This is a genomic window from Thiorhodovibrio winogradskyi (assembly GCF_036208045.1).
Classification (GTDB): domain Bacteria; phylum Pseudomonadota; class Gammaproteobacteria; order Chromatiales; family Chromatiaceae; genus Thiorhodovibrio; species Thiorhodovibrio winogradskyi.
The window spans coordinates 3,680,702-3,706,292 of sequence record NZ_CP121472.1 but is presented as its reverse complement, the minus strand read 5'-3'; the positions used below and the strand labels follow the sequence as shown (position 1 = coordinate 3,706,292).

Annotated in this window: 27 protein-coding genes and 1 pseudogene; 9 read left to right on the top strand and 19 right to left on the bottom strand. The window is 61.4% G+C overall.

Going from position 1 to position 25,591, the window contains the following annotated elements:
* Nucleotides 1–38: 38 nt before the first annotated feature.
* The 3 genes from Thiowin_RS17000 to Thiowin_RS16990 all read left to right on the top strand — a co-directional run bounded on the left by Thiowin_RS17000 (nt 39) and on the right by Thiowin_RS16990 (nt 4,434).
* Nucleotides 39–3,077 (top strand): transketolase, encoded by a 3,039-nt coding sequence (locus Thiowin_RS17000; RefSeq protein ID WP_328984160.1) that lies wholly within the window; start codon nt 39–41, stop codon nt 3,075–3,077.
* 81 nt (nt 3,078–3,158) lie between these two features.
* On the top strand, nt 3,159–4,130 hold the full coding sequence (locus Thiowin_RS16995) for a CHAD domain-containing protein (RefSeq protein WP_328984159.1): 972 nt from the start codon (nt 3,159–3,161) through the stop codon (nt 4,128–4,130).
* Nucleotides 4,131–4,191: 61 nt separating this feature from the next.
* On the top strand, nt 4,192–4,434 hold the full coding sequence (locus tag Thiowin_RS16990; protein WP_328984158.1) for an acetyltransferase: 243 nt from the start codon (nt 4,192–4,194) through the stop codon (nt 4,432–4,434).
* Between the two features lie 237 nt (nt 4,435–4,671).
* Here Thiowin_RS16990 and Thiowin_RS16985 read toward each other — a convergent pair whose 3' ends face one another.
* From Thiowin_RS16985 to Thiowin_RS16975, 3 genes are all read right to left on the bottom strand, one after another.
* Complete coding sequence (locus Thiowin_RS16985; RefSeq protein ID WP_328984157.1) at nt 4,672–5,091, bottom strand: type II toxin-antitoxin system VapC family toxin; 420 nt, start codon at nt 5,089–5,091, stop codon at nt 4,672–4,674.
* Nucleotides 5,092–5,094: 3 nt separating this feature from the next.
* Nucleotides 5,095–5,337 (bottom strand): FitA-like ribbon-helix-helix domain-containing protein, encoded by a 243-nt coding sequence (locus Thiowin_RS16980; protein ID WP_328984156.1) that lies wholly within the window; start codon nt 5,335–5,337, stop codon nt 5,095–5,097.
* A 297-nt stretch (nt 5,338–5,634) separates the two neighbouring features.
* A complete protein-coding gene (locus Thiowin_RS16975; RefSeq protein WP_328984155.1) occupies nt 5,635–6,489 on the bottom strand; it encodes a BON domain-containing protein in 855 nt (284 codons plus the stop codon).
* Nucleotides 6,490–7,262: 773 nt separating this feature from the next.
* Between Thiowin_RS16975 and Thiowin_RS16970 the strand changes: the two genes are divergently transcribed.
* The 3 genes from Thiowin_RS16970 (at nt 7,263) to Thiowin_RS16960 (ending at nt 10,023) form a co-directional block, all read left to right on the top strand.
* Nucleotides 7,263–7,535 (top strand): DUF3330 domain-containing protein, encoded by a 273-nt coding sequence (locus tag Thiowin_RS16970; RefSeq protein WP_328984154.1) that lies wholly within the window; start codon nt 7,263–7,265, stop codon nt 7,533–7,535.
* A gap of 12 nt (nt 7,536–7,547) precedes the next feature.
* Nucleotides 7,548–8,294 (top strand): hypothetical protein, encoded by a 747-nt coding sequence (locus Thiowin_RS16965; protein WP_328984153.1) that lies wholly within the window; start codon nt 7,548–7,550, stop codon nt 8,292–8,294.
* A gap of 151 nt (nt 8,295–8,445) precedes the next feature.
* A complete protein-coding gene (locus tag Thiowin_RS16960) occupies nt 8,446–10,023 on the top strand; it encodes an ATP-binding protein (RefSeq protein ID WP_328984152.1) in 1,578 nt (525 codons plus the stop codon).
* 167 nt (nt 10,024–10,190) lie between these two features.
* Here Thiowin_RS16960 and Thiowin_RS16955 read toward each other — a convergent pair whose 3' ends face one another.
* Both Thiowin_RS16955 and Thiowin_RS16950 read right to left on the bottom strand, forming a co-directional pair.
* Nucleotides 10,191–10,997, bottom strand: a complete 807-nt coding sequence (locus Thiowin_RS16955) for a family 1 encapsulin nanocompartment shell protein (protein WP_328984151.1) — start codon at nt 10,995–10,997, stop codon at nt 10,191–10,193.
* Between the two features lie 2 nt (nt 10,998–10,999).
* The gene (locus Thiowin_RS16950) at nt 11,000–11,413 is read right to left on the bottom strand and encodes an encapsulin-associated ferritin-like protein (RefSeq protein ID WP_328984150.1); all 414 of its coding nucleotides are present in this window, start codon (nt 11,411–11,413) and stop codon (nt 11,000–11,002) included.
* Between the two features lie 14 nt (nt 11,414–11,427).
* Between Thiowin_RS16950 and Thiowin_RS16945 the strand changes: the two genes are divergently transcribed.
* From Thiowin_RS16945 to Thiowin_RS16935, 3 genes are all read left to right on the top strand, one after another.
* Complete coding sequence (locus Thiowin_RS16945) at nt 11,428–11,676, top strand: hypothetical protein (RefSeq protein WP_328984149.1); 249 nt, start codon at nt 11,428–11,430, stop codon at nt 11,674–11,676.
* Between the two features lie 206 nt (nt 11,677–11,882).
* A complete protein-coding gene (locus Thiowin_RS16940; protein WP_328984148.1) occupies nt 11,883–12,428 on the top strand; it encodes a superoxide dismutase family protein in 546 nt (181 codons plus the stop codon).
* A gap of 68 nt (nt 12,429–12,496) precedes the next feature.
* Complete coding sequence (locus tag Thiowin_RS16935) at nt 12,497–12,850, top strand: 4a-hydroxytetrahydrobiopterin dehydratase (protein WP_328984147.1); 354 nt, start codon at nt 12,497–12,499, stop codon at nt 12,848–12,850.
* 29 nt (nt 12,851–12,879) lie between these two features.
* Here the strand turns inward: Thiowin_RS16935 and Thiowin_RS16930 are convergent.
* From Thiowin_RS16930 to Thiowin_RS16865, 14 genes and pseudogenes are all read right to left on the bottom strand, one after another.
* Nucleotides 12,880–13,251 (bottom strand): annotated as a pseudogene (locus Thiowin_RS16930) (AAA family ATPase); the annotation flags it as partial.
* A gap of 44 nt (nt 13,252–13,295) precedes the next feature.
* Nucleotides 13,296–13,619, bottom strand: a complete 324-nt coding sequence (locus Thiowin_RS16925) for a M48 metallopeptidase family protein (RefSeq protein ID WP_328984146.1) — start codon at nt 13,617–13,619, stop codon at nt 13,296–13,298.
* Nucleotides 13,620–13,623: 4 nt separating this feature from the next.
* On the bottom strand, nt 13,624–16,545 hold the full coding sequence (locus tag Thiowin_RS16920) for a type I restriction endonuclease subunit R (protein ID WP_328984145.1): 2,922 nt from the start codon (nt 16,543–16,545) through the stop codon (nt 13,624–13,626).
* A gap of 5 nt (nt 16,546–16,550) precedes the next feature.
* A complete protein-coding gene (locus Thiowin_RS16915; protein ID WP_328984144.1) occupies nt 16,551–17,069 on the bottom strand; it encodes a DNA-binding protein in 519 nt (172 codons plus the stop codon).
* On the bottom strand, nt 17,056–17,256 hold the full coding sequence (locus Thiowin_RS16910; protein ID WP_328984143.1) for a CopG family transcriptional regulator: 201 nt from the start codon (nt 17,254–17,256) through the stop codon (nt 17,056–17,058). The genes Thiowin_RS16915 and Thiowin_RS16910 overlap by 14 nt, the downstream gene beginning before the upstream one ends.
* Nucleotides 17,231–17,563: a hypothetical protein gene (locus Thiowin_RS16905; protein ID WP_328984142.1), complete on the bottom strand. Its 333-nt coding sequence runs from the start codon at nt 17,561–17,563 to the stop codon at nt 17,231–17,233. Before Thiowin_RS16905 ends, Thiowin_RS16910 begins: the two co-directional genes overlap by 26 nt.
* A gap of 78 nt (nt 17,564–17,641) precedes the next feature.
* Nucleotides 17,642–19,894 carry an AAA family ATPase gene (locus Thiowin_RS16900; RefSeq protein ID WP_328984141.1) on the bottom strand — a complete coding sequence of 751 codons (2,253 nt, stop codon included), beginning with the start codon at nt 19,892–19,894 and terminating at the stop codon, nt 17,642–17,644.
* Nucleotides 19,887–21,290, bottom strand: coding sequence for a restriction endonuclease subunit S (locus Thiowin_RS16895; RefSeq protein ID WP_328984140.1), 1,404 nt, complete (start codon nt 21,288–21,290; stop codon nt 19,887–19,889). The genes Thiowin_RS16900 and Thiowin_RS16895 overlap by 8 nt, the downstream gene beginning before the upstream one ends.
* A 100-nt stretch (nt 21,291–21,390) precedes the next feature.
* Complete coding sequence (locus Thiowin_RS16890) at nt 21,391–21,666, bottom strand: KilA-N domain-containing protein (protein ID WP_328984139.1); 276 nt, start codon at nt 21,664–21,666, stop codon at nt 21,391–21,393.
* A gap of 24 nt (nt 21,667–21,690) precedes the next feature.
* Nucleotides 21,691–21,993 (bottom strand): DUF1016 N-terminal domain-containing protein, encoded by a 303-nt coding sequence (locus Thiowin_RS16885; RefSeq protein ID WP_328984138.1) that lies wholly within the window; start codon nt 21,991–21,993, stop codon nt 21,691–21,693.
* On the bottom strand, nt 21,990–23,543 hold the full coding sequence (locus tag Thiowin_RS16880; protein ID WP_328984137.1) for a type I restriction-modification system subunit M: 1,554 nt from the start codon (nt 23,541–23,543) through the stop codon (nt 21,990–21,992). Before Thiowin_RS16880 ends, Thiowin_RS16885 begins: the two co-directional genes overlap by 4 nt.
* A complete protein-coding gene (locus Thiowin_RS16875) occupies nt 23,530–23,817 on the bottom strand; it encodes a hypothetical protein (protein WP_328984136.1) in 288 nt (95 codons plus the stop codon). The genes Thiowin_RS16880 and Thiowin_RS16875 overlap by 14 nt, the downstream gene beginning before the upstream one ends.
* 135 nt (nt 23,818–23,952) lie before the next feature.
* Nucleotides 23,953–24,453, bottom strand: a complete 501-nt coding sequence (locus tag Thiowin_RS16870; RefSeq protein WP_328984135.1) for a Fic family protein — start codon at nt 24,451–24,453, stop codon at nt 23,953–23,955.
* A gap of 236 nt (nt 24,454–24,689) precedes the next feature.
* Complete coding sequence (locus Thiowin_RS16865; protein ID WP_328984134.1) at nt 24,690–25,553, bottom strand: ATP-binding protein; 864 nt, start codon at nt 25,551–25,553, stop codon at nt 24,690–24,692.
* Nucleotides 25,554–25,591 lie beyond the last annotated feature (38 nt).

Genomic DNA, 25,591 nt, shown 5'->3' with positions numbered 1-25,591 from the left:
GTCAATGACCCAACCAGCATCATCGGGAGGAAACCAGCATGCCGCATCACCAACTCGCCAAGCTCAACGACCACGGCCAGCGCTTCTGGCTCGACAGCCTGTCACGCGACATGCTCGATAATGGCCAACTGGCCTCGCGCATCCGCGAGCAGGGTCTGTCCGGGATCACCTCCAATCCTGCGATCTTCGCCAAGACCATGGCGGACTCGCCGGCCTATGATGCGCGCATCGCCGCCGCGCTCAACACCCTGGCGGAGGACGGCTCGGCCCCGGCCGAGGCCGTCTACGAACGCCTGGCGACCGATGACGTGCGCGATGCCTGTGATCTGCTGTTGCCGCTCCATGAGGCGAGCGACGGCCTGGACGGCTTCGTCAGTCTTGAAGTCTCGCCGCACCTGGCCTACGACGCGGTCGCGACCCGGCAACAGGCGCGCGAACTCTGGGACCGGGTCGGGCGTCCCAACCTGTTCATCAAGGTGCCGGGTACGCCGCAAGGTTTGGATGCGGTCGAGGCGTTGCTGGTGGATGGCATCAAGGTCAACATCACCCTGCTGTTCGGCCGCGATGCCTACGAGGAGACCCTGCAATGCTACCTGCGTGCCATGGAGCAGCGGCTGCGCGATGGCAAGGATCTGCATAGCGTCGCCTCGGTGGCCAGCTTCTTCCTGAGCCGGATCGACACCGCCGTGGATCGCGAACTGCGCCAGCGCATGGGTGCGCGGGTCAGCGCGGGCCTTGTCGCCGAGGCCGAGTCCCTGCTCGGGCGCACCGCGGTCGCCAACGCCCAGCTGGCCTATGCGCGTTATCGCGAGGTCGGCGAGAGCGAGCGCTGGCAGCGATTGGCCAAGGCCGGCGCGCGTCCGCAACGGCTGGTCTGGGCCAGTACCGGCACCAAGGACCCGAGCCTGTCGGACACCCACTACATCGACGCACTGATCCTGCCGGAGACCATCTCGACCATGCCCGAGGCGACCGCGGACGCCTTCAACGACCACGGCCGCATTGAGGTGCCGGCGCCCGAGCGCTTCACCGAGGCGGCGACCTTGCTCGAGCGCCTGGAGCGCAACCTCGCGATCGACCTTGATGCCATCACCCATCAGCTGGTCGCCGACGGGGTGCAGAAGTTCATCGACCCCTATGATCAGCTGCTACAGCGACTCGCCGAGCGCATGGAGCGCTTCCGGGATGCCCGGGCGGCGACGGGGCGTGCCTCGCCGCTGCTCGGCCAAGCCAAGCGTCTGCGCGCATCGGTGCTGCGCATGACCAGTCATGCCGGCTCGGGTCATGCGACATCATCACTGTCGTGCGCCGACCTGATCACCGCGCTGTTCTTCCACGAGATGCGCTGGGACCCGAGCGCGCCCGGCGCTCGCGACCAGGATCGCTTCCTGCTCTCCAAGGGCCATGCCGCGCCGATTCTGTGGGCGGCCTTGTTCGAGGCCGGGGCGATCAGCACCGATCCGCTCACCCTTCGACAGCACGACAGCGATCTGGAGGGCCATCCGACCCCGCGCAATCCCTGGATTCCGGTCGCCACCGGTTCCCTGGGGCAGGGCCTCTCCGCCGTCAATGGCATGGCCTTGGCGGATCGCCTCGACGGGATCGAGGCTCGGCTGTTCTGCCTGCTCGGCGATGGCGAGTGCTCGGAGGGGTCGGTCTGGGAGGCGGCGCAATTCGCCGCCGATCAAGGACTCGGGCAGGTCGTCGCCATCGTCGATGCCAATGGCCTCGCGCAAAGCGGACCGGCCCCCTACGGGCACGACACCTCGGTGCTGGCCGGGCGCTTCCGTGCCTTCGGCTGGCGCGCGCTGGAGATCGACGGCCACGACTTCGCCGCCATCCTGCCGGCGCTCAAGGCGACGCGAGCCTCCGATTCCGGGGCTCCCGGGGACCGTCCGACAGCGATCATCGCGCGAACCATCAAGGGCAAGGGGGTCTCCTTCCTCGAAGGCGCCGCGGGCTGGCACGGCAAGGCGCTCGACGAGGAGCAGTTGGCCCAAGCGCTCGCCGGGATCGCCGCGCCGGAGGTCCGCCTAGAGATGGAGCCGCGCCGCGTGCCGCGTGCCGAGCCGAGGCGCGCGACCATCGCTCGGAACACCAGGGAAGACGCGCAAGAGTACAGTCAACCGCCGCTGAAGGTCGCGTATGAACGCGGCGAGGAGGTCGCGACCCGCGCCGCCTTCGGCACGGCGCTGCGGAAGCTCGGCAGCCGTTTCGCCGATCTCGTCGTGGTCGATGGCGATGTGAAGAACTCCACCAAGACCGAGTTGTTCGCCGAGACCTATCCCGAACGCTTTGTCGAGGCGCGGATCGCCGAGCAGAACATGCTTGGGGTGGCGCTTGGCCTTGCCGCCAGCGGCAAGCGGCCTTGTGTCGCGACCTTCGCCGCCTTTCTGACCCGCGCCTTCGACAGCATCCGCATGGCGGCCCATTCGCAACATCCGCGCATGCTGATTTGCGGCAGCCATGCCGGGGTGTCGATCGGCGAGGACGGCCCCTCGCAGATGGGGCTTGAGGACATCGCGATGTTCCGTGCCCTCAATGGCACCACGGTGCTCTATCCCAGCGATGGCGTCAGCGCCGAGCGCTTGACCGAGGCCGGGCTTGAGCACGACGGCATGGTCTATCTGCGCACCACCCGCGGCAAGACGCCGGTGCTTTACCCGTCCGACGAGCGGTTCGAGATCGGCGGTAGCAAGACCCTGGTGGAATCGCTCGATGACCGCCTCACCCTGGTGGCCGCCGGCATCACGGTTCACACCGCCCTGGAGGCGAGCGCGCGCCTGCGCGAGCAGGGCGTGCACACGCGGGTGATCGATGCCTACTCGATTAAGCCGCTCGATGTGGCGACCCTGCAGCGGGCCGCCGAGGAGACCGGAACCCTGCTGGTGGTCGAGGACCATCATCGCGACGCTGGGCTTGGTGACGCGGTCGCGGCCCAGATCGGGCGGCTCGCTCGGGTGTTCCGGCTTGGGGTCAGCGGGGATCCGCGCTCTGGCGCGCCAGAACAACTGCTGGAGCGCCATCGGCTCTCGGGCCGGCAGATTGAGCGTGAGGCGCTGGCCATCGCCGCTTGATGGCGCCGACCTGTGCCGGCCGGCGGCCCGTCGCCGGCACCCGGGCAAGTGTGCGCAAGTCCCAGACCAACGGAGGATTCCATGCCCAACAGCAACGCCGAACCCAGCGGCGGTCGGAGGCCCATGGCCTACGAACTCGACCCAGCACAGCCGCTTGACGCCGAGGTCCGACGCATTGCCATCAACTTGATCGATCATGCGCTTGCCCAGATCGAAGCCGCCGAGGCCGCGCCCCATGAAGCCGTGCACGAGGTTCGCAAGGATTGCAAAAAGCTGCGCGGCCTGCTGCGGCTGATTCGACCGGCGGTGCCGAGTCTCTACAAGCAGGAAAACGCGGTCTTTCGCGATGCCGCCGCCGCGCTCTCGGGGCTGCGCGATGCCGAGGCGGCGATCGAGACCTTTGACGCCTTGATCGACCATTTCCGCGCGAATCTCGATCCTGAGTCGCTCGCGCCACTGCGGCAAGGGTTCGAGGATCACAAGGCCTCGGTCGCGGCCGGTGCTCAAGCACTCGACGAGCAGCTTGATCTGGCGCGCACCGCCCTGGTCGCGGCCCGCGAGCGCGTTCCGGAGTGGGTGCTTCCAACTGATCGTGCTCACGCCGATGCGCACGGGGAAGCCGGTTGGTCATTGATCGGGGCCGGCTTGCACAAGACCTACCAACGCGGCCGTCGGGCCATGCAGGATGCCTACGCGCAGCCGAGCGTCGCGGCTTTCCATGAATGGCGCAAGCGCGCCAAGTATTTGCGCTATCACCTGAGACTGGTACGCGCGGCCTGGCCACGCGTGCTCAAAGCGACCTACAAGGAGGCCAAGCACCTCGGCGACCTGCTTGGCGATGACCACGATCTTGCGGTGCTCGAGCAGCTCATCGACCAGGCCGATGCGTTCAGCCCAAACCGCGACCCCGAGCAGATCCTGCTCGCGCTGAGCGCGCAGCGCAGCGCGCAACTTCGCGAGGCCGCCCATGGACTCGGCTCTCGCCTGTACGCGGAGAAGCCGAAGCAGCTCGACCGACGCCTGCAATGCTACTGGCAAGCGGCGCGGGGCTGATACTTGTGAGTACCACGATGATGAAAGACGATCCCCATCACCCACTGACCCAGGAGGTCCCATGTTTCTCAAACACACTTCAACCGGAAAGCTGATGCAGGTCGTTGAGCTGCAAGACCTGATCAATCCACTGCACGAACAGGTCGCGATGCGCCTACACTACGGCGAGGAAGTGCAGGATGCTGAATCCGTCGCCAAACAGGCGCTGCAGTTTCCCTCCGGCGAGGCGCTGCCACGCGCCTGGACCGATCCGCACTACCGTGACGAGGAAGTCGAGGCCGCGCATCATGATCGCGGCGCTTGACGGCGATGTTGCGCGACGCCCAGCCGAGCGGTGGTTTAGGCCTAGCACCCTTGCGCGGCGAGGCGCGCTCGGGCATCGAGCAGCGGCAAACATGCTCCACGACCGCCAGCTTTCCCCCAAAAAAGCAAGCGACTCAAAATTATTTTCCAGACCGATAGTGTCGGTCTATATACAGGATGAATCTCGAGACTTAGACTTGGATGGCCTGCATAGTTTTTTTAATTCAACCCCCGCGAGCTAGCCTGCCCACGGATTGACCACAGAGTTTGGCAAGTCCTCGAAATGCTTAGTATTACGCGTTGCGAGCGTCGCGCCATGGGTGATGGCAATACCGGCAATGAAGGTGTCGCGGATATCAACGGGACGACCACGCATTTTGCGATCCGCGGCAAGTTGTGCTGCATGGTTGGCAGCGCGTACGTCAAAAACCGCGATGCGGTTGGCAAGATCTATTTGCACCACTTCATTGAAGCGCTGATGCAATAAGATCTTTCGTTGACCATCAGCAAGCACATTCAACCCGTAGTAAACCTCGAACTGGGTGATGCTGCTAATCCAGACGGTTTCCGCCGCTTGTCTATCTAGCCATCCAACCACAACGGCATCGGGCTGCTGCTGCATCAGTGCCGAGAGCACGTTGGTATCGAGGATAATCATCTGTCAAAGGCAGGGAGGATCGATCTGTTGACCCTGACCTTCCGGCAATGGCGCTTCTAAGCCGATGCCCGAGAAACGTGCAGCAATACGCGAACCCAGACGAGGTTCCGGTGCCGGTTCTTCGTTCATCGCGCGACGGAGAATCTGCCGGACCTCTTCCTCCATGCTCCAGCCGTGGCGCTGTGCACGTTTTTTGAGCAAGTTTTTCAGCGTATTGTCAAGATTTCGAACGATGACTTGAGCCATAGAGCACAGAATGTTTCTGGGTTTCTTGCCGGGAATGATATCATGATATCATCGGTAAAATCCATTGATGGCGCCAGTCGATCTCGGCGCGGATGGTCTCCGGCATTGCTGTTCGGTAAACTGTTACTGGAATTCACCATTTGTCGGTCCGCGCCTAGGAATTAAGTATGTCCCCGGAATTGGAATTGAATCTCTATGCATCGACGGCGAATAGCGAATAGTGCGGTTCATCGCCAGCGACGCCGATGACAGAGACTCAGTCACGGGTTGCCAGGTGAAGGGCCGCCCAAGGGTCCTTTAAGCCTGAGGTTCGACACGCAGGCGATTCTCAACTCGGGTCACGCCGACCAGACGGTTGGCGATGGCGCTCGCCTGTTCGCGCTGAGTCTCGGTTTGCACCTTCCCTGTCAGAATGGCCGCGCCGTCGCGGACCTTGGTGTCGATGTCGCGCGCCGGCACCCGGGTGTCGAAGCGCAAGCTCTCGCGCAGGCGCTCGGCAATGCCGGCATCCGTGTTATCCAGTGTTAGATTGGCGCTGGCCGCCGAGGGGTTCTGTTCGATCTTGATGTCATTATTGACCGAGCGCACTCCGTTGGTCTGCTTCGCCAGGCGTAGCGCCGCCTCGCTTGCGCGTTCGCTGCCCGCTGTGCCATGAAGCCGGACCCGCCCATCGGAGGTGCTGACCAGGATGGGCTGATCGCCAGTGGCCTGGTTCCATAGCAGACGCAATTGCACTCGAGTGGTGGTATTGGTGTCCGCCACCAGGCGATAGAGGTCGCTTGGTGTGGCGTCGCCGACGACCGCAGTGACTTCGAGCTGGTTGTCGATGGCGCCGCCAATACCCAGGTCACGCGCCAGGCGTTCGCTCAGCCAGCGCTGCACCTCGCTCGGCACCGATCCGCGCAAGGTCACCAGGCCTTTCTCGACGTCCACCTTCAGGTCGTAGGGATTCAGATACTCATTGAGGCTGTAAGCCGTGATTAAGCGCGCTTCCAACGCGACATCCGAGCCCGGAATGCGTTCCCCGGCATCCGGGAGTTTGGTCTGTGCTTGCAGTGGAGCGGCCAAGGGCGCCACAGCAAAGAGGACGGCGGCGAGGGCGGCGATGGGTTTCTGTTGCTGCGTTGTTTGCTGAAGTGGGTGCTTGGTCATGTTTGGACTCCCTGATTTGGAGAAGGGGTTTGGAGAAGGGGTTTGGAGAAGGGGTTTGGAAAAGGGGTTTGGAAAAGGGAGAGCGATCAGCGGGGTTGAAAACGGGAACAGGAGGCAAGGGGTAGCCGTTTCAGGTGACGCTGATCGCCGGCAATGAGGCAATGGATCAGCAGCGATCATGCCAAGTCAGGTCGCCATCACGCCAATCCCAGCGCTCTCGCGGCAGCGAAGGCGCGGGCGCCGAGCCTTCGGTCATGCGTATCGGCACACTGCGCCTGCGCGATTGGGCATTTGCCCCAGTCTCCGGTTGAATTGGTCCAGTCAGGTGAGTGTGCTCCACCCCAAGACAGGCTGGTTGAGGCCGCGGTTGGCGGTCTTGGCGCCCAGATTCTGTGCGTTCCAAGCTTGGCGCGGCCTTTGCAGCGCGGTTGGTCCTTGGACGGGTTCACCCGAGCCTGCCAACAGCCTTGCGGAGCGCACTGATGGTTTTCAAACAGTTCTATTTGCCCAGCCTTGGGCATGCTTCCTATCTCGTCGGTTCGGAGGACAGCGGCGAGGCACTGGTGCTCGATGTGCGCCGCGCTGTCGAGATCTAGTTTGCCGAAGCGCGCGACCTGGGTCGGCACAGTGGCTATCGCTCTTCGGTCGCGGCCAGCGTGCTCAAGGCACGCGGTCAGCGAGAGGTCTACAAGGTGTACTCCGCGGCATGACCGGCTGGGAGGCGGAGGGCTAGGCTGTCAGTCAAGGATGACAACTCAATCGGTGACAACCCAATGAATCACAATCCAACTGATCACAATCCAACTGATCACAGTCCCATTGACCAGAGTCCCATTGACCAGCATCCGGGCCAGGCAAGCCACTGGCCCCACACTTTGCACTGCGAGCAGTGCCAACGCGAGATTCCTCCCGACGAGGCGCTGCATCCCGAGGGGCAGGACTATACGCTGGCCTTTTGTTCGCCTGGCTGTCACGCGGTGTGGCGCGACAGGGAGGTCGAGCCTGTGGCTTCAAGTCACCGCAAGCACGGCGGGCGCGATGGGTAAACGGAGCAAGTAATGAATCAGAACTTTCTTTCAGTGAATACCCTCCTTGGCTGGCGCTTGCGCACCACCGACGGCCTGACCGCTGGTCTGCGCGATCTGCTGTTTGATCGCGATTCCTGGACGGCCCGCCTGCTTGTGGCCGAGGCGGAAGGCTGGGCGCCGGAGCGCGAGTTGCTGATCGCCCCGCGCATGGTCACCGGCTATGGCGCGGCGCGTGCCGAGCTTGAGCTGGACGTCGATGCGGAGATGCTCGCATCGAGTCCAGCCTTGGTCATGGAGGACGGACTCGCCGGTTTTGGCGACGAAGCGGCACTGCCAGCGTCCTGGGAGGCGCATTGGCGTGCCGAGATCGATCCGGAAGACGTGGTCGATCCGCCGCCGGCGCCAACCGATGAGTTGGAGAGCGAGGTCGCGGCGGATCTCGGCGCCGAGACTAATCTGTCGGCGGATGACCTGCTGCGCGCCGAAACCCTGCTCGGTTGGTCCGCCGAAACCGCCGACGGTGTGGCGATAAGGATCAACGACCTGGTGCTGGATGACCGTGATTGGGCCTTGATGTATCTTGAGGTGGCACTCGGCGAGGAGGGCGAACTGCCATGCCTGCTGCCGAGGCAGTCGATCAACTCGCTCAACCGTCAAGAGGAAACCTTGTACCTGGCGATCTCGGCGCGGGAGCTGCGCACGGCGCCGCCCATGCCAAGCCCGGTGGCCCTAGATGAGCGCGCACAGGTGCGCGTCTATCCTGATTCAGGCGACTGAGGGCTTGAAGCGCCCGAGCAGCTTGGCGTTTGCTGGCATGACCCTGGGTGAGCAAGATTCACCCGACGCCATCCTCGCTCGGAATCCAAGGTTAGCGCCAAGGGCTGCTATGCTTGGCTACTGACTCTTGTTTCGCCGGAGCACCGTCAAGATGCGCTTTTTTAACACCGAAGGGCCAGTCCACTGCACCCAGCATTACTGCCTGCCGCCGCTCACGCGCTGGGATCTGGACGAGATTCTCGGGCTGATCGGGCGCCAGAAGTATTTCCTACTCCACGCCCCGCGCCAGACCGGCAAGACCAGCTGCATGATCGCGCTGATGGAGCATCTTAATCGTGTCGGGCCGTATCAGGCGCTCTATGTCAACATCGAAACGGCGCAGACCGCGCGTGAGGATGTGCCCCGCGCCATGCGTGCCATCTGTGGCGCTATCGGCGCTTCGGCACGCGGCCTTCTTGGCGAGGAGCGCCTGTTTACCTGGATTAACGAGGCCCTGGCTGAACAGGGCGCCGACGGTGCGCTGAGCGGCATGCTCACCCGCTGGAGCGCGGCGGCCGAGCGCCCCATCGTGCTGCTGCTCGACGAGGTCGATGCCCTGATCGGCGATACCCTGGTGTCCCTGCTGCGGCAACTGCGCACCGGCTACACCCAGCGCCCGGGGCTGCCCTTTCCCCAAAGCGTGATGCTGTGCGGTGTGCGCGATCTGCGCGACTACCGCATCCACGCGCGCTCCGAGCCGGCGCCCATCACCGGCGGCAGTGCCCTCAACGTTAAGGCCAAATCGCTGCGGTTGGGCGACTTCTCGGCGGAGGAAACCCATCGGCTGCTGCAAGAGCACACCCAGGAGACCGGTCAGGCCTTCACCCCCCAGGCGCTCACGCGTGTGTGGGAGCTGACCCAAGGCCAGCCCTGGCTGGTCAATGCGCTCGCTGATCGCACCTGTTTTGAACAACCCGAGGGGCGGGATCGCCGCCGAGCCATCAGTGTCGCGATGATCGATGCGGCCAAGGAATCCATGATTGTCGAGCGCGTCACCCATCTCGATCAGCTTGCCGACAAGCTGCGCGAGGAGCGGGTGCGGCGCGTCATCGAGCCGATGCTGGCCGGTGAGACGCTGGACAGCGTGCCTCTGGATGATCGCGACGACCTGGTCGACCTTGGTCTGCTGCGCCGCGCCCAGGGCGGCGGGCTGGAGGTGGCCAATCCCATCTATCGCGAAGTGCTGCCGCGCATGCTGGCATCGGGGCCGCAAGATTCGCTGCCGCGGAGTGCTCCCATCTGGCTCGATGCCCAAGGCCGGCTCGACCCCGAGCGACTGCTAAAGGCCTTTCTCGACTTCTGGCGCCAGCACGGGGAGCCACTGCTGCGTAGCGCACCCTATGCTGAAATCGCCCCGCACCTGGTGCTCATGGCCTTTTTGCATCGGGTCGTGAATGGCGGCGGCAGCCTTGAGCGCGAGTATGACATCGGCGCGGGGCGCATGGATTTGTGCCTGCGCCATGGCGAGACGACCCTCGGCCTGGAGCTGAAAGTCTGGCGCGACGGTCGTCCCGATCCACTCACGCAGGGCTTAATCCAGCTTGACGGCTATCTGGCCGGCCTGGGACTGGACAACGGCTGGCTGGTGTTGTTCGACCGCCGCGCCGGACAGCCGCCCATCGCCGAGCGCACCAGCGTCGAGCAGGTGCGCAGCCCGGGCGGGCGCTGTGTGCAAGTGATTCGGGCTTGATGCAAGAAGATTCCGGCGGACTTCGCGCTGCATGCCGAATATACCCGCTGCATCCTGTTCGACGATGCCTATCGCAGCTTTTATCTGGATGGCTACGGCAAGAACCTAAGGCGCCATGCGATCAACGAACGAATAGCGGGCAACATCATGTCGAGGTCGCGCCCGATTCAGCCGTCGCCGTCCAGAGTACAGATCGCCGCTGGATCATCGAGTAGAAACACCAGGCTTTCGGAGATAAACAGCTTCAGATGGATGCCGTCGCTGGCGGCGAAGCCGACGCGCAGATCCTGGCCGATCTTGAGCTCGCCAACGCGCGGGTCGACCAGCACGGCGCCGTCGATGGGGGCCTTATGGACGCCGGCCTCGCACAGGCGGCGCAGATGGTCGACTTGTAGCATGTCGCCGCACTGGTAGCGGCGGAACAGGGCGTTGTAACGGGCCGGCGACAGCGCCAGGGCATAAGGGCCGCTGAAGCCATTGGCGTCGAGCTGGTTGACCGCGTTTAGCACATCATCGAGCGCCTGCTCGACCTGGGTCCAATCGCCAGCGGGCGAGGTGGCACGGCCGCTGGCGTTTAGCAAACCTTCCAGGCCAAGTTCCGGCACACCCTGGTAGATGACCTGCTCTTCGCGGCGGGCGACGGCTTCGGCGGCGTCCTCGGCGGCGCGCAGATCGAGCGGCAGCCCGAGGTCCATGTGTCCCTCAATGCGGCGGCGGCTCAGGCTGAATGAGCGTTGCAGCAGCGGCACCGGCAGCGCGCGACTGCCAATGGTCGCGGCCAGGTCGTCACTGGCATCCTCGGCCATGGTTTCCGGACCCGCCTCGAGACTGGTCAGCCCCAGGCCATAAGGGCCGTCGAGATCCAGGAAGCGGCGCCCGGTGAGCAGGTCGCTCGCCGCATCGAGCGCGCTCGCATCGATGCGTTCCCAGACGGATTCGGGCAGGCCAGCGGCCTCGCGATTCAGATTACTCATTCTTAAACCTCCTGGTTGGGTTGTTTCAGACTGCCAAGGGTGAGTCCTCGCGGCGGCGCCGGGCGGCGCTCGCGAGCGGGGTTTTCCGCGGCGGTCTGTGCATCGCCCTGGGTCGCGGCTTCCTCGGCTTCGGTGATCGGTACTTCGGTGAAGAGGTAGGTGTGCAGATGCTCATCGAAGGCGGCATCGCGGCGGCGCAGCCATTCCAGCACCATGGCGCCGTGCTCGATTTCTTCGCGCATGTTATGCAAGAGCACCGCGCGTAACTCGCCGTCGCGACAGGCCTCGGCGCGCTGGCGATACCAGTCGACCGCCTCGAGTTCTTCTTGCAGAGAGACAAGCGCGCGATGCACGTCCTGGGTCAGTGCGCTGAGTTCAGCCGGGTCTTCATGCAGACCCTTGGTCGAATCGGCCATCGGGGTTCGGCTCCTTGGTTGAGGGTTTGAAAGGGATTGCAACGCGCGCGGTCGCCGAAACGACCGGCACGCTGCAATGCGCTCCCCAACCGGGTTGCAAGAAGGGTGCCTTGGTCGGCAAACCGCGCGCTGCCGGGGGGCAACGCGAGTGCTCGGGCGGAGCCTTCACGCGCGGCGAGTGGTTTGCCGAGGAAAAAGTCTTGGGGCTAGGGAACGACTGGAGTGGGGCAATTCCACCGGAGGTGGTGGAAAGAACCCCGTGATGGGGTCGTGACCACCGGCCGTCGTGGCACGGAAAGCGCCTTCGGGCGCGCGATGCCTGGAGCGCGACGCAGGATCATCGGGATCGGCATCCTGGTTGCTTGCCCTGCGACTGGTGGGCGCGCAAGGGCTTCGCGGGCGCGACCCGCGGAGCTGTTTGTCAGAGATTCCTGAAAGTCCATCAACCCAGCATTAAGGAGACTTACTCATGCCTCACACAAATTCCACATCGTTTCGTCGCCATGCATGGCTTGTCTTGCCCGCGACCTGCCTTGGAATGCTGCTCAGCCTTCCGGCCGGCGCCACGGCGACCCTGGGCGAAAGCCAACTGCATGATCGCGACGGCAACAAGGTCGGAGAAATCACCATGGCCGAGACCCCGAATGGGGTGCTGCTTTACGCAAAGCTTGATGGTCTGCCGAGCGGCGTGCATGCCTTCCATCTGCATGAGACGGGCCTGTGTGAACCGCCGTTCAAGTCCGCTGGCGGTCATCTCACCGGCGAGACGCCACGTGCACACGGCTACATTCCCGAGGCAGGGCCGCACCTTGGCGACATGCCCAATATCCATGTGCCGGATAGCGGCCAGTTGAATCTCGAGGTGATGACGCGCGTCTCGGACATGGACGCGCAAATCTTTGATGACGACGGCGCTGCAGTGGTCATTCATCAAGGCCCGGATGATTACCAGTCTCAACCCGCTGGCGCGGCCGGGCCGCGCATTGCCTGCGGTGTGATCGAGAAGTTGAATTGACCGCTGTAAACTGCATCGAGCCAACAGACTCGCGTATCATCAAGGGTTAAAACACGAGGAGAAATTCTATGACAACACTCAGCCAAGAATCCTGCGATGCGTGCCGCGTCGATGCGTCGCAAATCTCCGCTCAGGAGATGAACGACCTGATGACCGAGATCCCGAACTGGCGGGTCGAAACCCGTGACGGGGTGCGTCAACTCGAGCGAGGTTTCGAGTTCCCCGACTTCGTCCAAGCGCTTGCCTTTACCAACCGTGTTGGCGAGATCGCCGAGCGCGAAGGCCATCATCCGAAGCTCACGACCGAGTGGGGCAGTGTCATCGTCACCTGGTGGTCCCACAAAATCGGCGGGCTGCACCGCAATGACTTCGTGATGGCGGCGAAAACGGATCAGCTTCTTAAGGATTTCAGCGCGGCTTAGACCAGCCCGGACTCACCGCCACACGCCGGCACGATCTTGTCGCGGGCGCGGGTGAACTCGGACATTCCGACCTCCTGGTTGCGCGCCCGCCCGGCGAGCAAGGCGGCCTCGTTGACCAGGTTCTCAAGATCGGCCCCGGAAAAACCGACCGTGCGCTCGGCCACCCGCGCCAGATCCAGATCCTCCGCCATGGCCACCCTGGCCGCGTGGATTTTGAGGATGGCGAGGCGCGCTTCGCGATCCGGCATTTCCAGATAGACCTTGCGGTCGAAGCGTCCGGGACGCAACAGTGCCTGGTCGAGCACATCCGGCCGATTGGTGGCGGCCAGCACCACGACATCCTCATGCGCGGAGAAAGAGTTGGACTCGGCGCCTGGGCGATTGGCGGTTGGCTCGACTTCTAAGGCAAACCGTCTGCATGAGATCCTCAAGGAGCGGCGGGCCGTCATGCCCGTGCCGAGCTGGCCATCTCGGCCAACCGTTGCTCCATTGCCGCGTAATCCCCCAGGTGCGCCTGCATCAGGCTCTTCCAGAGCTTGCCGTGATTGGGTACCGAGAAGTGCAGCAGCTCGTGGACGATGACGTAGTCCCATAGCTCGGTATCCAGCCCGAGCAGTGCGTCGTTGAAATTCAGCCGACCCTTGGTGGAGCAGGACGCCCACTTCCTGCGCATGGGACGGACGCTGAGCTGGACCACCCGCACCTCCAACCGATCCGCCCAATGGCGGACCCGGTGTTTGAATGCCTGTTTGCGCGCGGCATCGGCCATCCCGTTAGATCCGCTGCGCCTTGTCGAGCAGTGTGAATAGCTCATCCACCAATGTCGTGACCCGGTCCAGATCCTCCGTCTCGGCCAAGAGCGCGAAGGTCACCTGCTTGCGCAGCTCGCGCAAGGCGTTCTCGCTTCGCTTCCAGTTGGAGAATTCCCCAAAGGCCAGCCGGATCTTGCGGCTGACGGCCTCGGGGTTGCCGATGCCGGCATCCAACAGGGTCCGGTAGACGAAATAGGTCAGGCCATCGAAGGACTTCTCGGCCTGCTCCTGCTTTCGGGTCTCGTTCGACTCGACCTCCCGCAGCAGTGCCGCCAGGGCCTCCGCCGTGTCGAGCTGGCGGCTCTCGAAGGCATCCTGCACCGCCCGCGCGCGCTCGGCCATGGCGATCAGGTAGGGGTCCTCGCTCTCCTCCTCGGCCTTGCGCTCGATGCCCTTGATCAGGTTGATCACCTTGGTGGCGTCGCCGCCCTGGCGCTGCTTGATCAGCTCGATGGTCTCGGCATTGATCTCGACCAGCCCGTCGACGCGTTGCACCTCGTAGATGCTGACCTGGTCCTGCACCAGCTGGTTGGTCTTGCGCTGGAAATCTCGGTCCACCGACACGCGTTTGCTGTACGCCTTGCGGACCACCGCGTAGATGGCGGACAGGGTGGCATAGTCGTCCATGAAAGGCCGCAGAAAGGCATCGGGCGAGATGATCTCGTAGAGCATCTCGATTTCCTTGTACGCCTTGAAGAACGCCTTGCGCCGCTCGGGGTCGCGGAAGTGCTCGATGAGGGTGTCCACGTCCTTGTCGTTGAAGTGGCGCTCAATCAGGCCGAGGTAGGCCGGAGCCTCGGACGCCATCTTGTTCTTGAACAGCACCTTGAGCAGCTTCAGGTCCTTGACGATGGCGTTGATCTCGTCGCTATCGAAGGCCAGCGCCTTTTCCAGGTTGTCGAAAATGCCGACAAAATCCAACACGAAGCCGTGGGGCTTCACCATCTCCCGCGCCTCGTTCTCATAGGGGCGGTTCACCCGGGCGATGGCCTGCAGCAGGGTGTGATCCCGCATCGGCTTGTCGAGATACATGGCATGGAGCACCGGCGCGTCGAAGCCGGTCAGCAGTTTCTCGGTGACGATGAGAATCTTGGGTTGCTGGTCGAGCTTGCTGAAGCTCTTGCGGATCTGCCGCTCCCGCTTCGGTTCGAGATGGAATGCCTTCAGCCGCTTCGAGTCCTTGTTGCTGCCGGTATAGACGACCTCCGAATACTGGGGCGGGAGAAACTTGTCCAGCGCGTGCTTGTAGTGGGCGCAGGCCTCGCGGTCCACGCCGACGAGAAACGCCTTGTAGCCGAGCGGCTCGACGTTCTCGCGATAGTGGCGGGCGACGAACTCGGCCACCTTCCCGATCCGTTTCTTGCCCTTGAGAAAGTTCTTCAGATTCACCGCCCGCTCGAGGATCTTGTTCAGCTCCTCGATGTCCGCTACCCCCTCGGCCTCGGCCAGCGACAAGAACTCCTTGTCCAGCGTCTCGTGCGGGACCAGCATCTCGTTCGGCGCGAGCTGGTAGTAGAGCGGCAGTGTCGTGCCGTCCTCGATGCTGTCGGCAATGGAATACTTGTGCAGGTAGCCCTGGTCGTCCTCGCTGCCGAAGGTCTTGAAGGTGCCCTTGCCGTAAGCTGTCTTGTCCACCGGCGTGCCGGTGAAGCCGATGAAGGTCGCGTTCGGCAGACCAGCCATCAGAAAATTGCCGAGATCGCCGCCGGTGGTGCGGTGGGCCTCGTCGATCAGCACGTAGATATTCGCGCGCCTGTTGAGGTTCGCCGGCATGTCGCGGAACTTGTGGATCATGGTCAGGATGATGCCGCGATAGTCGTCGCGCAACAGCTGGTTGAGCCGGGCGATGCTGCCGGCGTGCTCCAGATTGCCCAGGCCCAGCGCCGCGAGGTTCTTCAGCATCTGATCTTCCAGCTCGTTGCGGTCGATCATCAGCAGCACGGTGGGCTTGTCCGCCTCGGGCGCGCGGAACAAGCGCTCCGCCGCCTTGATCATGGTGAAGGTCTTGCCGCTGCCCTGGGTATGCCATACCAGACCGCGGGTGCGCAGGGGATCAAGGGCGCGGCGGACCGCCGCCTCCACCGCGCCGGTCTGGTGCTGGCGCAGGATGTACTTGTTCAGCTCCTCGTCCTTCTCGGCAAAGACGATGTAATCCTTCAGGAAGCCGAGCATTTGCGGGATGGCGCAGAAGCCCTTCACCTTGGCCTCCAGCTTGCCGACCTCCGCGTCCTTCCAGTTGAAAATGTTCCGCCGCACCGTGTTCCAGCTAACCCCGTAGCAAAAACCGATGGCATCGGTGGCGGTGAACAGCTGCTGTGGTACGAACAGCTCGGGCGTCTCGCGGTGATAGCGCCGGATCTGGTCCACCCCCAGCGCAATCGCCTCGTCCTTGTTGGCGTTCTTGCACTCGATCACCAGCACCGGGATGCCGTTGATGAGAAAGACGACATCCTCGCGCGTGCCATGGTGGCCGTTGTGAAAGGCCCATTCCTCGGTAACCTCGTAGACGTTCCTTTCGGGATGCTCATAATCGATCAGGATCAGGTCGCGCTCGCGCTTCGCATCCACGTCGAAGAACTTGCCCCGGTTGCGCAGATACTCGACGAATTCCCGGTTGCCATGGATGTCGGCGCGCAGATGGCGGAACTGGCCGAGCAACGCGCCCCCGGCCTCGATGTAGCGCGAGTTGAATTCCCGCACCTTGGCGGCGAGCAGGTCGTCGAAGAAGAGGGAGCGGCTCCTGGCGCGGTCGGCGGCTGGCGCGTCGGGGTCAAACCCCCGCCGCTGCTCCGCTTGCTTGCGGGGCACAAAGGTCCAACCGACGGCCTGAGCGTATTCCAGAATTCGCGACTGAACGGTCTTGTGCTCGCCGGGGGTTGGCATTGGTATCAGGGGAGTCTTTCGGCTTCGCGGATCACATCGTCCAGAAGACTGCGCTTCAGGTGCAGGGTCGATTTTTTGGGCAGTTCTCGCAGCACCTCAATCAGCTCGTCCTTCGACCGCTGACCGCGACGGATCGCGCGCAGCAGAATGCCGAGTGTTCCATGCGCCCTGATCAAGAGATTGCGGGCTGCCAGGCGTGCCGCCGTGTCATCGGTCAACAACAGAGCGGGATCATGCTCCAGCGCAACCCGAAGCGCCTCCATTTCCCCTGCATGCAGGGAAAGGAGCCGGGCCATGGCGGCGAGTGCGGGCGGCACGGGTCGAGTGGATGTGAGCTGCCGCAGTGTCACAACAGATTGAACTAGCACACTCGGCCGGTGCCGCTGCGCTTCGCGCCAAACCTCACCCGGCACCAAGACAACTGGGAAGTCAGCCAACAGGTCCAGGCACCCGACTTCGTCCAGGTGAATGAGCGGTCCCGCATCACAGACTACCAGCGGCGGTCGCTGGTCAGTCTCTTCCATGGAGACCCCACTCTATATCGTCCTTGATAAAGGATTCGGTCACCGATGCTTCATGGGACTCAAGAAATCGCCGTAGCGCCTCCGCCAGCAGGTCATTGAAGTCCGTCGCCCAGCCTGCCGCGACAAATGCTTGGGCTTGAGCTGCAAGCTCCGTAGGAAGTTCAGCCTCGATCAGCGTGTTGTTCATGGGTTTTAGTCCGAAAAGCATCAGGTGTGCGGTTTGACCGCCGACAATGAACATCTGCGAGGTGGTCGAAGCATTTGCCCCGGTTGCGCAGGTGCTCGATGAATTCCCGGTTGGCGCAGATGTTGGTCCGGAGACGGCGTAACTGCCCGAGCAACGCGCCCTCGGTCTGGGCGGAAAGCGGGTTGAATTCCCGCACCTTGGCGTCGAGCAGGTCGTCGAAGAAGATCGAACGGTATTTTTTGGCGCGGTCGGCGGGCGGCGCGTCCAGATCAAACCCGCGCCGGCGCTCGGCTTTCTCGCGGAACACAATTGTCCAACCGATGGCCTCGGCGGAGGCGAGGATCCGGGTTTGGACGGCTTTGCGTTCTCCGGGTGTGGGCATGGTTCAGGTAAGCGGTGTCGCTGAATTCACAGCCTCGACTGCTGCGGGAGCCGCAGTTTCGCCCATCATCATGTTGTAGTGGGCGATGTGCCCAGTCTCGTCGAAGATGCGTTTGAAGACGCTCAAATAGCTTTCGACCATTGAGTCGTCGATCGAGACGTAAAGAGAATCGTGGGCAAAATGTGATCCATCGTTGACCCAAGAGAACAACGACCGGCAGATCAGCTTTTCTTTGCCCTCAAAATGGGCGCTGATGTCATCGGGGTCGACGTTCCCAAGGATCTTGAAGTAGTTCTCAAGTATCCGCCTCATCGTGTTCTGAATCGCGAGATTGTCTCGGTCAGGATTGCGCACTTCAGTCCAGAGAAGATCATAGGACGTCTTGATCGGGTTCGTCTCGTGATGCCGAAGCTTTGATTCCTGGTTTGATTTTCTTACCGTCCAGAACGTCTCGTCCTTCAAGCGCCCGTCCGCGCATCGCTTGGGGTGGAACGAGACCTCCTTGTGGAAATATACGTTGTGCGTCAGCACGAAAACCTGCCTTATCGTCCCGCCTCCATTCCGCACTTCATCGAACACGCCCTTTATAAGGTTGCTCACGATAAACAGAATGTCGCTGTCCAAGCTTGAGACTGGATCGTCAAAGACAACAACCCGGTCGGAAGTCATTCCCGTCTGGGTCTCGCTTCCCTTGAGGAGGTGGTAGAAGTAAAGGAACGTGATGAAGCTCGTCTCTCCCTCGCTGAGCGTCTCCTTGGCGTCCGAGCCATCTGGACGCTGAATTTTGTAAAACGGTTCCCTCTCCGATTTCGCCAAGGCAAAACCGGTGAAGCCGAAAGAGTGTAGCAAAGCATTGATACCGTCGATTGTCGGTTGAATGCTCGTCGTATCCTTCTCCAGAGATTTTATCTCCTGGTCTTTGGTTCGCAGTTCCTTGGTCTTGTCCGCGATTTGAGTTTCGAGGTTTTTAATGCCCTTCTCGATTCCCGACTTCTGGGCGGTATAGGTTGCCAAGTCAGCCTTGATTTCATGATCGAGCAAGTATCGCCACACTTGGCCGGTTAGCAGAGTGCGTTCGGCTGCAAGATTCGCAACCATTGTATTGTGCTTCTGAATCGCAGTGTTTGCCTCTTCAACAAGCTTTGTAACCGCACTCAGAACGTCTTGCAGGGAGTCAAGCTCGATGGATTTGCCCGACTCACGCCGTTTCTCTTCGATGCGCTGGATGTTTATCCGAACTTTTGAGGCGAGCAGCTCGCTTTCGGACTGAAGTTTTTCCGTATCCAGAAATTCTGATGGATCATCAAGGAGTGTCTGAACGTTTTGCTGGAGCCGCCCGGAATCTGTTTTGTAATCAGTGTAAAGTTTTTCGATGGAGGCAGAGTCCGCGAGAAATGTCTCGTCGAAATACTCGTTCAAACTGTCTTCCAAGGATGGCGGCGTGTCTTGCTGGCAAAATGGACAGACACGTTCATCGGGGTCGTAGTAGTCGCGGCCCTGCTTAACCCAATCACTATTACCGAGCTTTTGGATGAGCGCAGCAATGTTGACGTCCGTCTTTCCGATCAGCTTTTTCTTCAGGATCCCGTTGGTTTCGTGGGCGAGCAGTTCAGCCCCATTCGGAACTGCCAAGGTCAGGGCTGCCTGTGGAGCTTCCCCGAAAACGGTAGAGGCTTTGTTCTCGAGATCGGGGAGAGAAACAGCCGCCGACGAGTTTGATGCGGATTCCGCAAGGAGGCGTGCCTTGAAGGCGCTTTTCTTTCCTCGGACGCCAGCAAACGCTCCTTGCAACTTATCGTCGTGCTTCAATTTGAGATCCCAGCACTTGCCTTCAAATGTGTCCTCCAGATCTGCAAGTTCGGCACCTTTCCCGCCATTTCCATCCTCGCCATGGAGCACGCACTTTAGCTGGACGATCTTCTTCTTGATTTCATCAAGTTCGCCCTTCGCCGCGTCGATCTTGTCGAGCGTCGCCTTGTCTTTCTCGCCGAGTGTGAAGATGCCCTTCAGCTCGTCAGGCTGATTGAAATTCCGTTCCACGAAATCCCGGTTGTAAACGAGAAGCTCCATTGGTGAGCCTCCTCGCCAAATGAGCGAGCAATTCGTGTGCGATGCACAGTCCGCGATAACCCGGGAGATCGTTGTCTTGCCGGTTCCGTTGGAACCATAGACAAAGTTAATCTCCTTTAGATCACTCAGCGCTTTCGGACTGGTGCCGTAAGTCGCGACATTGCTGATTACGATCCTTTCAATCATGCGGTATGTCCTCCTGCGGAAAATCGTGTTTGTGAACGCGAGTCTTCGCTTTCATCATTTCGTGTAGGAGGGTTCGGAAGAGGTCGGAGAAAGCATTCTTCTTCGCGATGGCTTGACGGATCTTTTCGTCGAGGCGCCCTGAAACGTCTGCGAGTTCCCGCTGCTCGTCGATTTCCGGAAGAAGAACGGGAAGGCCGCGTTGCTTCGTGATACCGATGTAGGCTCTTGTTGATCCGTCGCCAGCGACGTTCTTCAACGGCTTTTGGAATGTCGGAGAATCGAAGTAGCAGCGCAGGTATTGATTCGACAATGCGTCGCGATCCAACACGCGATAGTAGGTGACCTGTGGCGTCAGCATGATGTAATGCTCAATCTCTGGAACGATAGCCGTTTCTCCGATAGTAGCCTTGTGGGAGATCAAAACATCTCCGGGCAAAGAGAAACCCTTGCGTAGGCGATCAGCCCTTTCCTTCGTGATGAAGTTACAGGTTTTGAGATTTACCGAGCCGCCTTTTAGGTCGGACGCCATGATGAACGGAATGCCCTCTGGAACGAAGTCCGAGACCTTCGGATGGATTTCGCCATGGTTTCCATCGATTGGCTTATCAAGAATGTTCCGGTCGACGAGGTCTTGAACGGTCAAAACTTCCCAGCTTTTGGGGACGAGGCCGATTTCGGTTTGTTTTTGGGGTTCGTTGCGGAGGCCTTCGGTGAAGAGCTTGTGCATGAGGGCCTTTTTCAGCTCGGTGGTGGTCTGAATGATCCGCTCCTGCGCTTCGATCGCCCGCTGCACCGTCGAAAGGATGTGCGCGATCTTCTTCTGCTCGGGCAGTGGGGGGAGCGAAAGGCGGAACTCCCGTAATGAAGGCCACGAAGTTCGCGGATGCTGAACCCCGGACGTCGTTGATTGGGCGTGGCCGATGAACTCGTCGCTATGGATGAGATACTTTAAGAAATCGGACTCGCAGATTTCCGCCGCACGGAACACCAGAATGTCAGTTGAGCTAATGCCTTCGAAATCTGCTTGTGTTCCTTTGCGTAAGTATGGACGAAGCTTTCCAAACAGAATGTCTCCAATTTTAAATGCCGTCTTTGAAGATTTGATGTCGCTTTCCGTTCCGCGACCGACAAACGCCGGAAAGCCTTGTGCTAGATGTTCCAGTCCGACGTAAGGCGTGGAACCTCCTTCAACCGGTTTATGTGAGTCCTTCACACGATCACACACGTCGGCGAACTGGTGATTTTCCCATCCAGTCGGCAACGGTTTGATCAGGAGATTGGCGTCGCTCATAGCCCGATCTTCGCCGGAATTTTCTTTAACGGAGCTTGGGTTTTCCAAACCGTGTTTGGATTTCGATTCGCGGACAGGAATGTCCGCGTTCCTTTTAGCGTTCACTCTTCGCCTCCTTTAAATTCCTTTGCGGTCCGTGCGGTGAGGGTTTGCCGTCGTAGCGACCTGCTTTGGCGATCAAGCCGATGGCGTCCGTGGTCTGCGTTCATTTTTTGGCGGAGAGGTAGAAGCTGTTCCGTCCGGCCTCGTTTCTAATTCCCTCGAATTCGGGGGTTTTGAAATTCGGGTTGTTGAGTTGCTCCCAAATGCCGAGAAAGAGAACGGTGTCCTTGTTTTTGAGCCATTGCTCGATCAGAGCGGGACCACCGTCGAAGTGTCGCACCATGTCGGTCAGGGAGATGAAGTCGGCATCCTGATGGTGTATGACGGTGATGTCTGTCCCCTGGACGCTGATTTTCGCGGTGGTCGCTTTTTTCGTCATGCCGAAAGTCCTTTCTTCTTTCTGTCACCTGCGGCAGTTATCCGAAAATCCTGGACAACTGAACCATGCGCCAGAGGTTTTTTCACTGAGGTCGCTTCCGAACTCGCCGGACAATTGTCGCCCCACCGCGGCGACAATCCGTTTGCCGTATTCAGCACGTTTCTCGCCGAGAATCTCGCGGTGCAGCCGGCTCCCCAGGTTCCAGTAGAGCATCGTGAGCCCGGCATTGGTGGTCTGGGCGAGCTGCTCCCTCGCATCCGTGATCATGCCCCGCAACTCACCCAGCAGGCGGTTGGAGGCTTCGGTGAGATCCTGGGGCTCGCTCATACTCCGATCTTCCGCAGGATTTCACGCAGCGCCGCATCGGCCTCCCGCGCCTCGGCCTCAACCGCGTCCAGGTCGGCGACGATTTCCGCCAGCGGCCGATAGGTTTCGGCGTCGCTGGTGTGGATGTAGCGGCTGGGGGAGATGTTGTAGTCGTTCTTCTTCAACTCGGCGAGATCGACGATGCGGCTGAGCTTGTCCGCTTCCTTCCAGCCAATGAGGGTGTCGGCGATGCGCGCGATGCCTGCCTCGGGGATGAAGTTCTTGGGGTCGCCCTTTTCGAAGACCTGGCTGGCGTTGACGAGGAAGACCTTGTCCTGGCGCGGCGCGGGCTTGGCCTTGTTCAGGAACAACACGATGCCGGGCGCGGTGGTGTTGTAGAAGAGGTTCTCGGGCAGGTAGAGGACGCTTTCGATCAGGTCGTGGTCGACGAACCACTGGCGGACGGTCTTTTCCTTGTTGGCGCCGGCATTGCCCGAGCCGCGCGAGGCGGCGCCGGTGTCGAGGACCACGGCTGCACGGCCTGTGTCGTTGAGGCTGGCGTGCATGTGCTGCACCCAGCCCCAGTCTGCGGAGGATTTGCCGGGAAAACCGGCGCCAGCGGGAAAGCGGTCGAGCTCGTCGTTGTCGTAGTCGGCCTCGGTGAACCAGTTCTGGTTCCACATCGGATTGGCGACGACGCGGTCGAAGGTGCGCAGCCGGCCGTGTCGGCGGAATTTGGGGTTCTTGAAGGTATCGCCGATCTCGATCTCGCCCTCGAAGTCGTGGATGATCAGGTTCATGTTGGCCATGGCCCAGGTGTCGGCGGTGTATTCCTGGCCATAGAGCTTGAGCGGGGCGGGTTGCTCGGTCTGCGCCGCCTCTTCCATCGCGATCTCGCATTTGATCAGCAGACCGCCGGAGCCGCAGCAGGGGTCGTATATTTCCATGCCCGGCTCGGGCTGGAGCACACGCGACATGATAGTCCCGACCTCGGGCGGGGTGTAGAACTCGCCGGCGCTCTGGCCGCCGCCCTCGGCGAACTTGCGGATGAGGTATTCGTAGCTCTTACCGATGATGTCGGCCTCGACATCGTCCAGGCCCAGACGCTTGGTGCTGATCGCTTCAATGAGATTGGACAGGCGGTCGTCGTCGAGGTCGCGCTGGCCGTGGGTGGTGGCGTTGAAGTCGACGCGGTCGATGATGCCCCGCAGCAGCGGGTTTTCGCGCGCGATGGCGCGCATCTGGGTGGTGACGCCTTCGCCGATTCTGTCCGCGAGCTTGCGGATGACCGACCAGACGGGTTGCTCGGGATCATCCGGCGCCAGCGGCAGGTAGAAGCGCACCAGCTTGTGGTCGGCCTTGGCGAGCGCGAAGGCTTTCTTGCGTGAGCCGACCTCGGCGGCGATGCGGTTTAGCTCATCGTCGAAGACGTCGCAGAGGCGCTTGGTGAAGATCAGCGGCAGGATGTAGTCCTTGTACTTGGGTGCGTCCTTGGCCCCGCGGATGGAGCAGGCGGCGTTCCAGATCCAGGATTCGAGGGATTTGGATTTTTCGGGCTTAGTCTTCGCCATGGACGTCTTCTTGGATGTTGATGATCTCGGCGCAGGCCGGGCATTGGAATGTCGTGGAAGAAACCTGGCGAAACCGCAAGCCGGTGTCGATGGCTGGAGTGGCGAGCTTGCGGGAGGTCATGAGCAGTCCGCCAGCCGTGACATCCTCGAAGAGCTTGCACTTGGGGCAATCGAGCAGCTCGCGGTCGTCGACAAAGAGTCCCAAGGCCGCCGCTTCGGACTGGGCACGCGCGAGTTGCTGGCAGAGCTGGCGGAGTGGGTTCAGGTCGCTCACGATTGGCACTTAGACGTTTCGTCTGATTGTATCCCGGTCGGGTCGCATTCCGAAATCGGGCGCGGACCACGGCTTTCTGATTACATGCGGAAAAAGGGTTTTGTGTGTTCCGGGTTTCGGGAGGCGCAAACGCCATCAATGCCAGCCTTGCCGCCAGGCCTCGTACTCAGAAGGCCGCAAGCGGTAGCGCGCGATGTTGCCTTCATGAAGGCTCATCAGCTCGGTTTCCGCGACCTCGACAAAGCGCCCTTGATCTTCCGCCGGGACTTGCTCGGCGGCGTGTTGCCGGATCAAAGCGGTTGCGGCCTTCTTGTCCAGCCCGTCGCGAACCACTGCCGCGACCACCTCGGCGATCAGCGCGCGGTAACGCAAACGGAATCGATCCGGCTCGCCGAGCGACTGGCGCACGGCGGAGTAGCGCGCGCAGGAGCGCTGGTAGGCCCAAATGAAAACATCGCGCAACAGTTCAACGCGATTCAATTCATAGATACCCAGCACGCCATCGATATAGGCTCGTTCCGGGACATCGACGAATGACAGCGGGCAGAGGTTCTGTCGAATCAGGGGGATATTCGCCGCAAGACGCGAAACCCGCTTGTTTGCGTCTTCGAAGGGTTGTAGATACGCGAGGTGCACGAGCGACCAACAAGGCCAGGCGCCGTTGCAGCATTCTCGGCGGAACCTCATCCGCCAAGGCGTCGCGAATGGTCCCGACCGGCACAGCGTTCGGATGATGGTTCGCCACGATGGCGCGGATGGCGTTGAGTTCTTGTTCTGGAATGCGCTTTGGCATGTGGCGGATTATATGTCGCGAAAAACGCTTAGGCGACATAAAAGCGGATTATCTGACGTGAAACCGCCGATACGTCGTATCAAGGGTCTTTTTCGTCGCTCAAGCACCCGTCATGCCGTTCCTTTGGTCGCCAATGGGTTCGAATAGGAAGAAGCTCACCGACGGACCGCCAGGGAAGTATCTTGATGTCTTCGCGCTCGTAGCCGTGCTCGCCGCCATGGATCAGCAGCGGTTGGGCGGCCTGATCGCCGGCGAGTTGCCGCCAGCGTTTCGGGGCCTTGAGCCAGTCGCGGGTGAAGGTCGCGCCGGATTTTATTTCCACGGTATGGAGTTGGCCGGCGTTCTTGAACAGCAGATCGACTGCGTTGCCCGTGTTGTCGCGCCAGAAAAACAACCCATGAGGTTGCCCCGCATTGCAGCGCTGTTTCATCACTTCCGAGACCACCCAGGTCTCGAACAGGGCGCCGCGCTGGGCATGGATGGACAGACCGTCGGCGTCACCGATGCCCAACAGGGCCGCGGCCAAGCCGGTGTCGAGAAAGTAGAGTTTTGGGCTCTTGACCAGTCGTTTACCGAAATTGACATGGTAGGGCGGCAGGCGGACCACCAGATAGCTTGCCTCCAGCACCGACAGCCATTCGCTCGCGGTGCTGTGCGAGATCACGCGGCGCTCATCCACGATGCCCTGTAGGTAGGACAGCAAGTCAGGCGCCCGCTGGACCTCGTCGATAACCGCGCCTGAACGAAATCGCGCCAGGAAACGCCGCGGATCAGTCGTTGCGAACTCGCGCTGTTCTGGATCCTCCAGGGTCACATAGTCCCGATCAGGGAAAAGGGCGCGTGCCAGGGTGGTTTTGCCAGATTGCCGCGGTCCGGTCACCACCAGAATGGGGAAACCGCGCGCGAGTCGCAGGGCTGTCTCTTGCGCGTGACGGGGAATCATGGCCGAATCTTACAATTTGCAGTTTCTATCTGCAATTT